This window comes from Paenibacillus macquariensis (assembly GCF_900156375.1).
Classification (GTDB): domain Bacteria; phylum Bacillota; class Bacilli; order Paenibacillales; family Paenibacillaceae; genus Paenibacillus_AQ; species Paenibacillus_AQ macquariensis.
Window position 1 is genome coordinate 103,500 of sequence record NZ_FTNK01000015.1, and the last position, 16,074, is coordinate 119,573.

12 protein-coding genes are annotated in these 16,074 nt (G+C 42.4%); 4 read left to right on the plus strand and 8 right to left on the minus strand.

The features are described 5' to 3' along the window. Position 1 precedes the first annotated feature (1 nt). Together BW961_RS21950 and BW961_RS21955 are read left to right on the plus strand one after the other, a co-directional pair. Positions 2 to 1,759 carry an ABC transporter ATP-binding protein gene (locus tag BW961_RS21950; RefSeq protein WP_068583621.1) on the plus strand — a complete coding sequence of 586 codons (1,758 nt, stop codon included), beginning with the start codon at positions 2 to 4 and terminating at the stop codon, positions 1,757 to 1,759. Then, on the plus strand, positions 1,743 to 3,587 hold the full coding sequence (locus tag BW961_RS21955; protein ID WP_068583619.1) for an ABC transporter ATP-binding protein: 1,845 nt from the start codon (positions 1,743 to 1,745) through the stop codon (positions 3,585 to 3,587). Before BW961_RS21950 ends, BW961_RS21955 begins: the two co-directional genes overlap by 17 nt. Before the next feature lie 68 nt (positions 3,588 to 3,655). On the opposite strand, the gene BW961_RS21960 is transcribed toward BW961_RS21955, so the two are convergent. Next, a complete protein-coding gene (locus BW961_RS21960) occupies positions 3,656 to 4,588 on the minus strand; it encodes an alpha/beta hydrolase (protein ID WP_068584362.1) in 933 nt (310 codons plus the stop codon). A 224-nt stretch (positions 4,589 to 4,812) separates the two neighbouring features. Between BW961_RS21960 and fumC the strand changes: the two genes are divergently transcribed. Continuing rightward, positions 4,813 to 6,204: a class II fumarate hydratase gene (gene fumC / locus BW961_RS21965; RefSeq protein WP_068583616.1), complete on the plus strand. Its 1,392-nt coding sequence runs from the start codon at positions 4,813 to 4,815 to the stop codon at positions 6,202 to 6,204. A 99-nt stretch (positions 6,205 to 6,303) separates the two neighbouring features. Here fumC and BW961_RS21970 read toward each other — a convergent pair whose 3' ends face one another. The 6 genes from BW961_RS21970 to BW961_RS21990 all read right to left on the minus strand — a co-directional run bounded on the left by BW961_RS21970 (position 6,304) and on the right by BW961_RS21990 (position 13,406). Continuing rightward, complete coding sequence (locus tag BW961_RS21970; protein WP_068583614.1) at positions 6,304 to 7,233, minus strand: GNAT family N-acetyltransferase; 930 nt, start codon at positions 7,231 to 7,233, stop codon at positions 6,304 to 6,306. Between the two features lie 116 nt (positions 7,234 to 7,349). Next, positions 7,350 to 7,472 (minus strand): hypothetical protein, encoded by a 123-nt coding sequence (locus BW961_RS31625; RefSeq protein ID WP_280175220.1) that lies wholly within the window; start codon positions 7,470 to 7,472, stop codon positions 7,350 to 7,352. 10 nt (positions 7,473 to 7,482) lie between these two features. Then, positions 7,483 to 9,276, minus strand: a complete 1,794-nt coding sequence (cydC, locus tag BW961_RS21975; protein WP_068583612.1) for a thiol reductant ABC exporter subunit CydC — start codon at positions 9,274 to 9,276, stop codon at positions 7,483 to 7,485. Beyond that, entirely contained in the window at positions 9,273 to 11,003 is a 1,731-nt protein-coding gene (gene cydD, locus BW961_RS21980; protein WP_068583608.1) for a thiol reductant ABC exporter subunit CydD, read from the minus strand. The genes cydC and cydD overlap by 4 nt, the downstream gene beginning before the upstream one ends. After that, entirely contained in the window at positions 11,003 to 12,019 is a 1,017-nt protein-coding gene (gene cydB, locus BW961_RS21985; RefSeq protein WP_068584355.1) for a cytochrome d ubiquinol oxidase subunit II, read from the minus strand. The genes cydD and cydB overlap by 1 nt, the downstream gene beginning before the upstream one ends. After that, on the minus strand, positions 12,006 to 13,406 hold the full coding sequence (locus BW961_RS21990) for a cytochrome ubiquinol oxidase subunit I (RefSeq protein WP_068583606.1): 1,401 nt from the start codon (positions 13,404 to 13,406) through the stop codon (positions 12,006 to 12,008). The genes cydB and BW961_RS21990 overlap by 14 nt, the downstream gene beginning before the upstream one ends. A 360-nt stretch (positions 13,407 to 13,766) precedes the next feature. Here BW961_RS21990 and BW961_RS21995 point away from each other — a divergent pair, with 360 nt between their 5' ends. Next, the gene (locus BW961_RS21995; protein ID WP_068583603.1) at positions 13,767 to 15,461 is read left to right on the plus strand and encodes a methyl-accepting chemotaxis protein; all 1,695 of its coding nucleotides are present in this window, start codon (positions 13,767 to 13,769) and stop codon (positions 15,459 to 15,461) included. Positions 15,462 to 15,544: 83 nt separating this feature from the next. Here the strand turns inward: BW961_RS21995 and BW961_RS22000 are convergent, their stop codons facing one another. Beyond that, positions 15,545 to 16,027: a hypothetical protein gene (locus BW961_RS22000; RefSeq protein ID WP_068532170.1), complete on the minus strand. Its 483-nt coding sequence runs from the start codon at positions 16,025 to 16,027 to the stop codon at positions 15,545 to 15,547. Positions 16,028 to 16,074: the final 47 nt, after the last annotated feature.

Consider the following 16,074-nt stretch of genomic DNA (forward strand, 5'->3'; position numbering starts at 1 on the left):
TATGTGGAAATTAAAATCGTATTTACAACCTTACTGGGTAGCCAGTCTATTAGGTCCTCTGTGCATGATACTTGAGGTATGGATGGATTTATTACAACCCATCATGATGGCTAGTATCATTAATGATGGCATCATGACGGGCGACCTGCCTCATATCCAGAAGACGGGCCTTATGATGCTTGGCGTAGCACTCATTGGTGCCATTGGAGGCGTGGGTTGTACTGTGTTCTCGAGCATCGCCTCTCAGAACTTTGGACGGGATTTGCGGAATGCCTTATTCGAGAAAGTTCAGACCTTCTCTTTCCGCAATCTAGATCAAATAAAGACCGGTTCGCTCATTACCCGATTAACCAATGACGTCATGCAGATGCAGGCTTTTATTCAAATCATTATGCGTGGCTTTATTCGTTCCCCGCTTCTGTTTGTCGGAAGCTTTATTATGGCGATATCGATTAGTCCGAAATTAACACTCATTCTAGCCATAGCCACTCCGCTGTTATTTATTTTATTGGTCGTTCTCATCCGTAAGTCCTTCCCGCTGTTCTCCAAAGTCCAATCTAAGTTAGATGCCGTAAATAACGTGCTTCAGGAGAATTTATCTGGCATTCGGGTTGTAAAAGCATTCGTCAGAGCGAACTATGAACGCAAACGTTTCGGTAAAGCTAATGAAGAGTATACCCATATTGCTATTAAGGCCGCACGGCTGATCTCTCTAAATATGCCTATCATGACACTAATTCTAAATATAAGCGTGGTTGCCGTATTGTGGTATGGTGGAGGACTTACCCGAGGTGGTTCCCTTTCAACAGGAGAGCTAATTGCCTTCATTAACTATGTCACGCAGTTATTATTCTCAATGCTCACGATTAGCACGATGCTTCCTTTCGTCTCCCGTGCCAAAGTATCCGCTGAGCGGATCAATGAAGTCATGGATACTGAGACTGAGATTATAGACCCTACGTTCACGAGATCGAAAGAAATCACATCTATCATTCATTCCGGTCATATTCAGTTTAAGAACGTATCGTTTGCCTATGACACTGCTCAGGAGGACCTAGTTCTTCAAGATATATCTTTCCAAGCGAAACCCGGTCAGACACTCGCCATTCTTGGTGCCACAGGGTCTGGTAAGTCAACACTCATTAGTCTTATTCCTCGCTTATATGATACGACGAGCGGCAGTGTGCTGATTGATGGGACCGACGTCAAAGACATCCCCTTGGATAATTTAAGAGGTCAGATTGGTATGGCTTTGCAACAATCTATTCTGTTCACAGGCTCAATTCGAGACAACATTCGCTTCGGCGAAGATGATGCAGAACAAGATGAGATTGAAGCATGCGCAAAGGCCGCAGAAGCACATGATTTCATCATGCGTATGCCTGATGGGTATAACACCGTTCTCGGTCAAAAAGGCGTCAATCTATCCGGTGGTCAGAAACAACGAATTTCGATTGCGAGAGCATTACTCGTGCGTCCTGCCATATTAATTCTGGACGACAGCACTAGCGCCGTAGACTTAGGAACAGAGTCTCGTATACAGAAAGCACTCAAAGAACTTATGAAAGATACAACTACCATTATTATTGCCCAGCGGATTTCCTCGGTCATCGACGCAGATCAGATTCTAGTTCTGGGTGACAACGGTACGATTGCAGCCGAAGGAACCCATGATGAGCTTATTAAGAGTAGTTCCATCTACCAAGATATTTACCGATCCCAACGGAAGGAGGAACAAGAGCATGTCAGAATCAGCTAAGCCAAGCTCTAATCATTCTTTTAAACCATTGGGACCAACCATGGGTATGGGCGGCGGCAGAGGGCCAGGACCTATCCCGAAAGTGCGACCCAAGAATACAGCTGCTACGATTTCCAAACTATGGACCTATCTGAGACGTCAACGAACGGGACTAATCATCGTCTATATTTCTACTTTTCTAAGCTCAGTCATCTCCCTTATCGGTCCATACCTCATTGGTAAAGCGATTGATAACTACATCATGCCTAAAGATTACAACGGTCTGTTGTGGCTCTGTTTATTAATGTTAGGTATTTATTTATTGGGAAGTGCCGTATCGTGGGTACAATCTTATGTCATGAGTGGTGTATCCCAGCGAACAGTGCTTGAACTACGACATGATCTTTTTGAGAAATATCAATCATTACCTCTAAAGTTCTTCGATACCCATAGCACTGGGGAACTGATGAGCCGAACGACCAATGATATTGAGAATGTATCCAATTCGCTTAATCAGAGTGTCATTCAATTACTAACTAGCCTTATCACCCTATCGGGGTCACTCGTCATTATGTTAAGCCTGAATCTTTCGTTAACGATAGTCAGTCTAATTACGATCCCTCTTATTCTCTTGGCTACCCGCCAGATTTCTAGCCTGACACGCAAATATTTCAAGGGTCAACAGACACATCTGGGTGAACTGAACGGATTCATTGAAGAGACGATTCAAGGACAAAAGGTAGTTGCGCTGTATCGACGTGAAGCAACCGAGATTAAGCGCTTCAAAGCTATTAATAAACAACTCAATGTGGTGGGCACGAAAGCTCAGATTGTTGCTGGACTCGTAGGTCCTGTCATGAACGCAGTTAATAACTTTAACTTTGCGCTCATAGCTGCCATTGGGGGATGGATGGTATTTAAAGATTTAACCACCGTTGGCATCATCGTCAGTTTCCTTAACTACTCCAAGCAATTCGGACGTCCAATCACCGAACTTGCCAATCAATATAATATGATTCAATCGGCTGTAGCAGGTGCTGAGCGTGTATTCGAGATTATGGAATTAGAATCAGAGTATACAGAAGACCAAGGCGGGGTTGTCTCACATGACATGCGTGGCCAGGTTCAATTCGATAACGTTTCTTTCAGTTACCGACCTGATGCTCCTATTCTCCAGAATGTTTCCTTCGTCGCTAATCCTGGTGAGAAAATCGCGCTTGTCGGACCCACAGGTGCTGGAAAAACAACCATCGTCAATTTATTAACCCGATTTTATGACATCAACGAAGGCCGTATCACCATTGATGGTTTGGACATTCGTGAACTCGATAAGAACAACCTCCGTACGGAAGTAGGTATGGTTCTACAAGATGCGTATGTGTTCTCTGGTAGCATTCGTGATAACATTCGCTTCGGTCGGTTGGATGCTACGGATGAGGAAATTAAAGCGGCCGCTAAACTCGCTAATGCGGATGGCTTTATATCAAGATTACCCCACGGTTACGATATGATCTTACAAGCCGAAGGAAGTAATCTGAGTCACGGACAACGACAACTCCTTACGATTGCTAGAGCGATTCTAGCTAACCCTTCAATTCTCATTCTTGATGAGGCTACAAGTAGCGTAGACACGCGGACAGAGATGCATATCCAAGAAGCTATGAAGAACTTGATGAAGGGCCGAACGAGCTTCGTCATTGCCCACCGCTTAAGCACCATTCAAGATGCTGATAAAATATTAGTCATGAATGGTGGCCAAATCATTGAACAAGGTAATCATGAGCAACTGCTTGCTGCGAAAGGGTTCTATTGCGAGTTGTATTCGAGTCAATTTCGGAGAGTCGTGTAATACATTTTTCAAAGAAAAGAGTGTTCGTAATCATGACCTTCATCATGAATCACGAACACTCTTTTGCTTTAGAATACATACCGGCCCACAAACGAGGTCAACTTGTTACCATACCCTTCTTTATCTGCGAAATAGGCGTTCCCATGCTGGGCATTAGGTACGGATAACAGTTCCTTCTCACTGCCTGCGGCTTCGTATAAGCGGTGTACCATATCATAAGGAACGAACTTATCTTCATCACCATGGATGAACAGAATCGGAAGTTTGGTTCGACTTACCTGAGTTACTGCTGAAGCTTCTCCAAAGAAATATCCTGCCTTCATTCTGCATATTAGGCTCGTTAATGGAATCAACGGGAAGGCTGGTAATTTGTACATGGTTTTCAATTGATAGCTCAAAATATCTTTAACCGAAGTATAGGCACAGTCAGACACGATACACTTCACCTGGTCAGGCAAAGGTTCGCCACTCGTCATTAATACAGTAGATCCACCCATAGAGATGCCATGAAGAATAATTTGCGAATCTTCCCCTTGGCTTTTAATAATATAATCAATCCATTTCAGATAGTCCTTGCGATCATGCCAACCAAACCCAATGTAATGTCCTTCACTCTGACCATGTCCCCTGTCATCTGGCATCAGTACGTGATATCCAAGATCCTGATACATCTTGGCGAAGTTCGACATGTCTCTTCCTTGCCCTGAGTATCCGTGTGCCAGAATGACGACTTTATTCGAATCCGTCAGTGAAGGAACATAATAGCCTGCTAACTGCAAACCATCATCAGACCGAATATGAACAGTCTCCATTGGCTGTGTCTGCAACCAATCGTTAGCATATTCCCAAGGATGTGTTGCTTTTATCAAGTTAGGATCGGCATTCATGAAATCCTTATTATTACGTAGAATACCTACGTTGTATAAATAAATACTTGCAGTAATAAGAACTAACATCAGCACGGCAATAACACTCACTATAGCCACGATCACAGTCCACATATGTCCCTCTCCCATTACGATAAATAAATTTCTTATTACAATATGCTTCCGTATTGTCTCAATTTCAAGTATAAAGGATCTGTAACGTTTATAATATCGTTTTACATATAATGTCCATTCTTCTGCTCCTCCATCCAATGATGAAATCCATTTGTCAGTTTACCCTTAAATTATGATATATTTTCTAAGTAGGAATGATTTTTATAGAGGAGGACGACGTGCAGATGGAGTACAGAATCGAGAAAGATACAATTGGTGAAATAAAAGTGCCTGCGGACAAGCTATGGGCGGCACAGACCCAACGCAGCTTTGAGAACTTTCAAATTGGTACTGAGAAAATGCCTTTGGATCTGATCCGGGTATTTGCAATCCTTAAGAAAAGTGCTGCACTAGCCAACGGTAAGCTTGGCAAAATGGACCCACTCAAGGTACAAGCCATTGTTGAGGCTGCTGATGAGATTATCGAAGGTAAACTCGATGAACACTTTCCGCTCGCCGTCTGGCAGACAGGCAGTGGTACCCAGTCCAATATGAACGTTAATGAAGTCATTGCGAATCGTGCGAATCAGCTATTATCTCAAAAGGATAGTACTGTGCGCATTCACCCTAACGATGATGTGAACAAATCTCAAAGCTCCAATGATACGTTCCCAACAGCAATGCATATGGCTGCACTTATAGCCGTCGAAGATCAATTACTACCTTCTCTACAACAGCTTAAAGAGACATTCCGCCTCAAAATGGAGAAATTCCAAGACATTATCAAGATTGGAAGAACACATTTACAAGATGCTACGCCTATAACCTTAGGTCAAGAAGTTAGTGGATGGCACAGAATGCTTGAGAAGACAGAGACGATGATTCAAAGCAGTGTTGAATATGTTCGTGAACTCGCTATTGGTGGTACTGCCGTTGGAACAGGAATTAATGCTCATCCGAAATTCGGAGACATGGTCGCTGAGGAGATCAGTACCTTAACAGGTAAAACCTTCACTTCAGCATCGAACAAATTCCATTCCCTCACAAGCCACGATGAACTTGTCTATGTCCATGGGGCCCTGAAAGCGCTTGCCACAGATCTCATGAAAATTGCAAATGATGTGAGATGGTTAGCTAGTGGTCCACGATGTGGGATTGGTGAACTCATTATTCCAGAAAATGAACCCGGAAGTTCCATCATGCCAGGTAAAGTGAACCCAACGCAAAGTGAAGCACTTACGATGGTCGTATGCCAAGTCATGGGTAACGATGCGGCAATCGGATTTGCAGCTAGCCAAGGGAACTTCGAGTTAAATGTGTTCAAGCCAGTCATTATCTATAATTTCCTTCAATCTGCAGGTCTATTAGCAGATGCTATGCGTTCATTCAACGATAACTGTGCTGTAGGAATTGAGCCTAATTATGCCGTTATTCAGCGTAACTTAGACCAATCCCTCATGCTAGTTACTGCTCTCAATCCGCATATCGGATACGAGAATGCTGCAGCTGTAGCTAAGCTCGCGCATAAAGAGGGTCTGACACTTAAAGAAGCGGCTCTACGCAGTAATCTATTAACAGAAGAGCAGTTCGATAAGGTTGTTCGCCCTGAACAAATGATCCATCCGAAGGAAGACTAATAAATACTTAATTACGTCTGCGTTTCAAAAGACCGTTCAGCAGGTATCATTGCTGGACGGTCTTCTTTTTTCGTATCAGGCTATTCAAGAAATATTTCATTAATTCGTGTTTTGTTTTTGATATGTGATCCACGTAGGAGCTGGCTTAAAGGGGAACGCTGCCAACATCTCCATTTGATAATGATCTGTTGAGTCAATTTCGGCTTTCAGGGTATACTCCTGAGCATGAGCATATGTGATTTGATTCGCAGTTAATTGCTTCAAGAGATTACCTAGATTAACCTTATCCTCCTTACATCCTCTCCAACCTAATTCCACATATCCTGGTTGTTCTGAATGGTGTAATAAAGCATAGCCAAGTATCGTATTATCACTTCTATCCATTGCTATAAAGGAAGCTTCAATAATAAGATCATCTGCCTGCAAAAAACGCATCCAACTTTCATCATCATGAATTCCTAAGCGATTTACGAGGTGAGTCTCTTCATACACTTGTCTTACAATGGTTATGAGTTCCTTCATGATCATGATCTCAGGGATCCGACCAACTTCATATAAGCTCTTAAAAATGATATCTTGACCACCCTCGAGGTGTGGCATTACTTTCTCTAACCATGGCATCACATCATCTGGATCTAATTCAGGCATATATGTCCTTCTTACTTCTGTGAATCCGTTGTTCTTATATGTCATGTTAAGGTATTGAGCCGTCTCCCAAATAGAAGCTTGCAAGGGGTATATCACATCCAATCTCTCGACCTCATGCAGTAATAGGGTTTCAACGCTCAAGCCCTGATACGCAGGATGAATAACGATGGAGATATATGTACAATATGGATGCATCTTATTTGTCCATCCAACCACGTATCCAATCACTTTATCTATACGTTTTGCAGTAAATGCAAATATTCGACGTGGATGATCAATTCGTCCAAGATTCTCTCCCTCGAGACATAGCTTCATTAATTCCTCCACTTGAAGTAAATCGTTATCCTCATAATTTGTTACGACTACATGAAACCCCGACATCTGCTCAATCCCCTTCCCTTTCTAGTGGGAAATACTTACACTCTTACTCACAAGTCTATCACCTAACTTCTATCTTGTAACACAAAAGGCACCTTCCATAATGGAAAGTACCTTTATCATTCACCGCTAATTTTTATAGGACGGACTATCTCTATCTCTATCTCTATCTCTATCTCTATCTCTATCTTTATATCTAATTCTATTAATCTAGCTATTTCTCGATCCCTTAACCCTCCCACTCACAATCCCTCATGAAAAAAATGCCTCAGGTCGATCAAGATGATACAGATTGCGGTAACGTGGGTATTTCTCCATGAGTTCCGCATGAGAACCTCTCATCTCAATCTTTCCGTTCTCCATAAAGATAATCTCATCCATATGTTCCGCTCCGACGAGATGATGGGTTACCCAGACCAGTGATTTCCCTTCTAGGGTATCAAAGATCGTCGAGAGTAGGTCATTCTCTGTCCTTGGATCGAGGCCTACGGTTGGTTCATCAAGAATGACAACAGATGTATCCTGTAACAGGACACGTGCCAACGCAATCCGTTGTCGTTCGCCCCCTGAGAATCGTTGTCCCGTCTCATGCATGGCGGTCTTATACCCCTTAGGAAGCGATTCAATCAGACGATCCATCTTCACTTTCCGAGCTACTTCACTAATCTCCTCATCTGATGCATCAAGTTTCCCCAGCCGAATGTTATTCGTAACGGATGTATCGAATAAATGAGGACTTTGGTTCAATACGGAAATAAGACTAGGAATATGTTCTCCGAATCGACTGGCATCCGTCCCTTGAATCGTAGCACTACCCTGTTCAGGTGTAACCGCACCTTGGATCAATTTCAGTAGCGTCGATTTCCCAGCACCACTTCGTCCCATGATGGCTACTTTCTTCCCTTGAGGTATATCTAATGTAATGTCTTCGAAAGACCACGGACCTTCTGCAACATATCGATGGGAGGCGCGATCAATCTTAATATGTGCATCCTGTCTGGCTCTATTAACAAGATCGTCGCTAACGATTCCCATCGGAGAGGACTCTCCAGCTTCAGAATGATCATTCTGAACTAAACCTTTCACCTGAATACCTGCATCCTCAATTTCTCTCAACCTTGCATAAGAACCTTGATAACGTGGTATTTTCTCCACAGACTCAGAGATCGGTAGGAATGCATCCATCAATGGGAAAACAATAAGTACAAACGCAGCGATCATCGTAGACGCAATTGCTCCATCAGCATACTGCTGACCTGCCCAATACAACATGCAGACTACTGCAATACCCACAGTGGCTTGGCCGATCAATTGTCTCCATCTCGCCCAAGCACTTAGCTTACGATCTATTCTTGCTACTTCTAGTTCATCACCCTCATAGAGCTCCACGAATTGAGCTGGTCTACCGCTGATCACCCAATCACTCATACCGAGTACAGCATCTGTTAACGTCTGATACAACCGACCACGCATCTGCTGTGACTGCTTATTCTTTTTCTTCGTAAGCCACAAAGAAATCCACGGTAGAACCAAGATCAGAATGAGCAGATACAATGCCATGAATAACGCGAATTGCAAATCGAATTGTCCCAATGCTATTATCGAGACTGTATATAACAACAAGGCTACTAGACTTGGAAAAATAGTACGTAGATACACATCCTGTAACTTCTCAATATCTTCTGCTAGAATTCCAAGGATATCCCCGGTACGAAACCGTGATGAAATAAATAATGCTTGGGGTTCCAGAATCCGATACATCTGTACGCGCATTTTCGATAGAATACGTAGAATCGTATCATGACCCACGAGACGCTCCACATAATGAACCACAGATCTACTCGTTCCGAAGGTTCTTACGATGACAATCTGCACATACACCATCAAGATATTCTCTGGACGAAGAGCAGACTTGGAGATGAGGTATCCTGACGAGAACATCAGACTACTTGCCGTAAATACCGTCAGGGCACCCAGTGCAACAATCACTACGAACCGCCAGAAGTATGAAGTGATATAAGGCCGTAGCCATTGTTCGCGTCTCATAGCACACCTTCCAGTTGTGATCTAATTAATGCATAATACACGCCCTTACAGGCAAGTAGCTCCTCGTGGGTACCGATCTCAGCGACCTTTCCTTGATCCATCACTATGATCTGATCCATGTCAGGCATCCAGTGTAATCGGTGAGTTGCAAGAAATACTAATTTCCCTTCAAAAAGAGAGAGCATCGTCTTCTTCAACTCATACTCCGTCTCAATGTCCAAATGTGCCGTCGGTTCATCTAATAGAATAACGGGGCGATCACTGAGGAACGCTCGCGCAAGCGCAACACGCTGCGCCTGTCCGCCGCTAAGCGTACGACCTCCACCACCAATGACCTCATCATAGCCAAGCGGCAAGCTACTCACGAGATCCAACAATCCCGCATTCTTTACTGCTTGTTCTACTTCTTCCTGGCTAGCATTCGGTGTGTAGAACTTCACATTATCTGCGAGACTGCTACTGAACAGATACGGGCTCTGTGGAATATACGTCATCTGATTCTGCCACGATTCATCTGTTAGAGCCGGAAGACGATGCCCGTTCAATTCGACATCACCTGATGAAGGCGGCAGGAATCCACTTAGAACATCTATCAATGTTGATTTACCCGCACCACTTTCACCAATAATTCCAATCTTACGCATTCCTTGAATATGCAAGGTTACATCCTGTAAAGAATGTGGTCCCTCAGCTTCATGCTGAACCTGTACATGAGATAACGTTAGCTGACTATCCGATCTCCAAGAATAGGAGAATCCATTAGGTAACGTTACATCCATCTTTTGTATCGGCATATCAATAATGGCTTGAATCGCTTCTCCCGCCTCTTTACCATTCAAAGTCGCATGATAATCGGCTCCCACCATACGTACCGGTAGGAAATACTCAGGAGCTAGGATAAGGATCGTTAATGCCGTCACTAGCATCATATCGCCATTCACCAAGCGAAGGCCCAGACCCACCGCTACGGACGCTACAGACAGCATCGTGAAGAAGTCTAAGGCGAATGAGGATAGAAAGGCGACGCGTAAAGTACGCATTGTAGCCTTTCTGTACTTATCACTAACATTGCCAATCGTCTTAGCGTGAGATTTGCTGCGTCCTAAATATTTCAATGTCTCAAGCCCACGTAAGGAATCCACGAAGTGGTTCGCTAAATTACGGTACGAGACCATTTGACTGTCTACTTGCTTACGAGAAGATAGACCGATTAGGATCATAAAGACGATTAGAATCGGCATCGTAACTAACAATATAATCGCCGACTGCACATCCTGCGTAAAGATATAAATGAAAATTACTGCAGGTATAATAGCGGTAGCCACCATACGCGGAATAATCAGTTCCAAATACACTTTAAACTTAAGGACACCGTCCAGAACAAGTGTAACAAGCTTTCCTGTTCCTTCCGTCTTTGCGAATCGTGGCCCCAATAGGAATAACTTATCCATCAGCCTTTTACGCAATAACGCACCGGTATGCTCAGCATAGCGGTACGTTATTTTTTGTTGCGCAAAATTCGTGAGATGCCTTACCAAGAAAGCAGCTAGGAATTGGATTATTACTGCTTTCTGATCTTGTAATGTTCCTCCGGCAAAGAGGGCGGAGACAACTTCCGATAACGTTCTAGCCATCCATAGAATGGATATACTTTGCACTAAGGTCAGCAGTGCTACCGCCACTAAGACGGGTTTAATACCTTTGAAGCCTAATAGATTACGACCCATTAGTACTCCAAATGATCCTTCGCGTTCACACGTTTATGGAATACGAAGTAACTCCATATTTGATATCCTAGTACAAAAGGAAGCAAAGTAAGTGCGATGATGGACATGACCTTTAATGAATATTGACCTGATGCAGCATTCGTGATCGTCAGACTATAAGCATCACTAATGGAGCTAACCATGACCCGTGGGAACAATCCAATAAATATGGAAGTGAAGGATATGGCAATAATAGCTCCTGTCATACCAAAAGCCCAACCATCTCTTTTACGAGAAATAAAGAATGCAGCTAGGAGATATGCGATCACCCCTACCACAGCGACTACGCTCAGAATAGTACCCCGAACTTCGAATACATCAGTATTAAAGTACGTCATAACAGCAAATCCAACCATTAGAATAGCAAGAGGAATCAGAAGTTTCTTAGCCATCGCACGTGCTCTGTCTTGTAAATCACCTAATACTCTTAAGGTAGTGAACATCAGACCATGCACTAGACAAAGTACAACGACCGTAATACCTCCAAGTAACGTATAAGCATTCACTACATCAAACAATCCTGCATTCATATTCATGTCTTCGCCAATGGGAACACCCTGGATCAGACAAGCGAATACCACACCGAATAGTAGTGGCGGTAATAAGCTACCGCAGAATATGACGATATCCCACGTTTTCTTCCATGTCTCAGAAGCAACCTTACCTCTAAATTCGAATGCTACACCACGACCAATCAGGGCCAATAGAACAAATACGAGTGGTGTGTAGAATCCACTAAATAATGTGGCATACCAATGCGGGAAAGCTGCAAACATCGCCCCTCCTGCAGTAATCAACCATACTTCATTCGCATCCCAGAAAGGACCAATCGAATTAATCAATACACGACGCTCTGTGTCATTCTTAGCAAGAATCGTTGTAGACATCCCTACACCGAAGTCGAAACCTTCTAAGAAGAAAAACCCAACAAATAATACTGCAATCAACAAGAACCACAACTCATTAAGAGACATGATACCCCTCCTTATCAAATGGGTCGTGAGATTCTTCTATATGGGAACCTGTGTCATTGGGCCCCTTCTTGATCACACGAACAAATAAATAAACCAATATGATAGCTAACACTGTATAAGCAAGTGAGAACGAAATGAGTGAGAACAATATCTGTCCAGCTGAAACGTTAGGTGAAATACTATCTTCTGTCTTAAATAATCCGAATACAGTCCAAGGTTGGCGACCAATCTCGGTCATAATCCATCCTGCCCAGTTCGCAATAAATGGTAACGAAATAGCCCCTACCATGATACGCATGAACCATTTATTCGTTTGCTCCAGCTTCTTACGAGCAACGAGATAGACACCATACACACTTAGAAGAATTAGAGCTGATCCACTTGCTACCATGATACGGAAGCTCCAGAAGGTCGTACGTACTGGCGGAATATAATCACCAGGACCATATTTCTGTTCATACTCAGCTTGTAACTCATTCATCCCTACTACTTCTCCTGAGAACTTACTATAGGACAAGAAACTAAGCAGATATGGAATTTTGAAGGTCATCCCATTTTCTTTCTTCTCAGGGTCTATGGTCGCAATAACAGTCCAAGGAGCCGGGTCAGAACTTGTTTCCCATAGGGCTTCAGAAGCCGCCATCTTCATCGGTTGAGTCTTTACTAAATACTGTGCTTGACTATGTCCTACGAGTGCAACACCAATGGACGATACCAAGCCTACAATAATCGCAATAATAAAAGATTTCTTGAAAAACTCAAAATCTTGACGTTTCAACATTTTATAAGCACTGATACCTGTAATCAAGAAGGCACCCGTCATAAATGCAGCAAGGATCGTATGAGGGAACTCTAATAGAACCTGCCCGTTTGTGATCAATGCTAAGAAATCATTCATCTCGGCTCGACCATTATTGATCGTGAATCCAACAGGTCTTTGCATGAAGGAATTCGCTACTAGAATCCAGAAGGCAGACATTGTCGTACCAATAGCTACTAACCAAATACACATTAAGTGAAGCTTCTTAGATAGACGTTCCCATCCAAAGATCCATATTCCTAAGAATGTAGACTCCAAGAAAAAGGCTAGTAACGCTTCTACCGCTAGTGGAGCCCCGAACACATCTCCTACAAATCTTGAATAATCTGACCAATTCATACCGAACTGAAATTCTTGCAATATCCCAGTCACGACACCAACAGCAAAGTTAATGAGGAACAAATGTCCCCAGAATTTAGCCATCTTTTTGTATACTTCCTTACCTTTGACCACGTACATTGTTTCCATGATCGCAATCAACAACGCTAATCCAATAGACAATGGTACAAAGATAAAGTGAAACAACGTTGTCGACGCAAACTGGATGCGTGAGAGCATAACCGGATCCATGATTTTAATCCCTCTTCCTTGTTTAAAGTTTCCAATAACTTAATCATTGAACACACGAAAATTAATATCTTATATTTTATATTTTGTCAGAGACTCCCCAATTCAAATGTGATATAAATCACATTTATAGGGAAAATATCGTCACATTGTGAAGTTTGTCACACAATATTTAAAATTAGAACGATTGAACACTGAAAGATTAAGGAATTGTAGACATCTATATAACCGTTAATCCATTTTATTACAATGACTTTTATCATAGATTTATTGTTACTTACTAACGAATATATATTATATAAACTTGAAGACAGGTTTCGAAACGGGTATAACACATATCCTATAACACAGGAGGTTGTTTAGATGGGATTGGCTACGAAGATTACATTGAAGTTAATTGCCCTTCTCATGGTGGTAGGTGCCTCAATCAGTATATTTGCATATCAAATAACCTATAGACAAGTGGATGATGCACTTGGAATTGAAACCGTTGGCTGTGCGAACATCACTTCTGGGCTGGTTAAGCAGGAAGACATCTTAGCTCTTACTCATGGAGACACTAGCGTACTTAGTAAAGTTGAGACAAACATAGACTGGATCATACATAAGAAACCTCTATTTAAAGAAGCATTTATTCTATCTCTAGATGGCAAGATTTTAGCTGCGGACAGTAATTTCAAACAACGGGGATACAAAGCAGGGGACACATTTTACTTCAATAAAGCAGATCAGGATATGATAAACAGTATGAAACATGCTATCTCTTCCAAAGTGTATACATATGATCAGATCACATTAAAAACAGGATACGGCCCTATCTATAAAGACAATGATTCCAGTAAAGAGATGCTAGGTTTGCTTGCGATTAATGTTGATGCCTCTCTAATTCACCAAAGAACCGTTGAAATACTCATCAAACCATTTATTGTAGGTGCTATCCTATTCACACTGGCTGCACTTGCTGTATTCATCATCATCCGTAGAGCAGTAAGACCCCTATCCGCCCTATCTGCTAGTGTTCATCGTATCGCTGAGGGAGACTTAACCCTTGCGCTATTACGGTTTAAGAGTAAGGACGAAATCGGGCGATTAACCACAGACATTAATACCATGACAATTAATCTACAAAATCTAATTCGAGAAGTTAACACTGCATCTCATCACGTTGCCTCGTCTTCAGAAGAATTATCCGCAAGCTCCAAACAGACTGGAGAAACAGGTCAACAAACGGTCATTATCATTGATGATATGGCTGATGGGGCAGAGAAACAGTTGCTAAGCCTAGAAATGAGTTCGCAAAAGATTGCAGAAATGTCAACGTTCATTTCAAATATCTCCATAAGTACAGAACAAGCACGGCTCTCCGCCGCTGACAATTTGCAAAGAGCTCGCGCAGGAAGAATATCTATGAATGAGACCGTTGATCAAATGGATCACATGAATGAGAGTATTCAAGAATTGTCATTAACGATTCAAAGCTTAAAGGATTATTCGCAAGAAATCAGCCATATGCTCGATGTTATGACAGGGATATCAGCAGAGACAAATTTACTAGCTTTGAATGCTGCTATTGAAGCTGCTCGTGCAGGGGAGCAAGGCAGAGGTTTCGCTGTTGTAGCCAATTCGGTAAGGAAATTGTCTGAAAGTTCAGCACAATCCGCACAAGAGATTACAGTAGTCGTAAATAAGACCTTATCACTCATGGAGACTGCTAGTAACAATATGCTAGATACAGCCGCACAAGTGACCGAAGAATCTAAACGAATCTCTGATGTCGGAGCCTCTTTGGAACAAATCGAGGCTTCGGCAGCCATCATCACCGAGCAAAATGAGCATGTATCCATCGCCGTCCATCAGTTGTCCGAACGTGCGAATATCCTGGTTGGAACCGCTCATGTTCTTGTAGAGGTAGCCCAACAAACACGAGATGGCGCACAGAGTGTATCTGCTGCCTCCGAGCAGCAGCTCGCGTCCATGGAAGAAATCGATGCCTCTGCTACCTTCCTTTCGGTGATGTCTGAGCAGCTGCATGTCCTCATCGAACGCTTCAAAATATAAATGGTAATATACCAAAAAAGGAACAGCCGATGGAGTGATCCATCAACTGTTCCTTTTTTGGAAAGTTGAAAGGTAGCCTTTCTTTAAGATTCCCGTTCCACAAAGTACTTGTTGGTCATATACCAAGCTTCGCCTTTATCGGTAGGAACCTTCCCTTTCTTTTTATCCATGAATACAATCTCTTTACACTTCGAACAAAACCACTTCGTTGTATAATATTGCGAGTATGTTGTATAAGTTGTTCCACATTTACAGTCAACCTTAAAGAATACAAGATTCTCTTCATAGGCTTGTGAAAGTTCATCATTCTTCTCTTGATCTCCTGCTGATATCGGCCTGATCATCTCAACATAGTTAGAGAATCGATTCTGCACTTTGAAGTCCGCGACAAGCTCAGGGTTAAGACCGAAAAATTCTTTACCAATGGCAGTAATAAATTTCGTATTCGATCTATAACTCTCTAACCACTCTTGAATTTGCTTATTAGATAAAGGAACTGTACCTTTAATACCACTGTTCAAGGTATATGTCATGATCGATAAATTCTCGTTGTCTTCATAATACATTAATGTGGAACCTCCTTAATGATAACTTTTATAATGTACTACTTCTG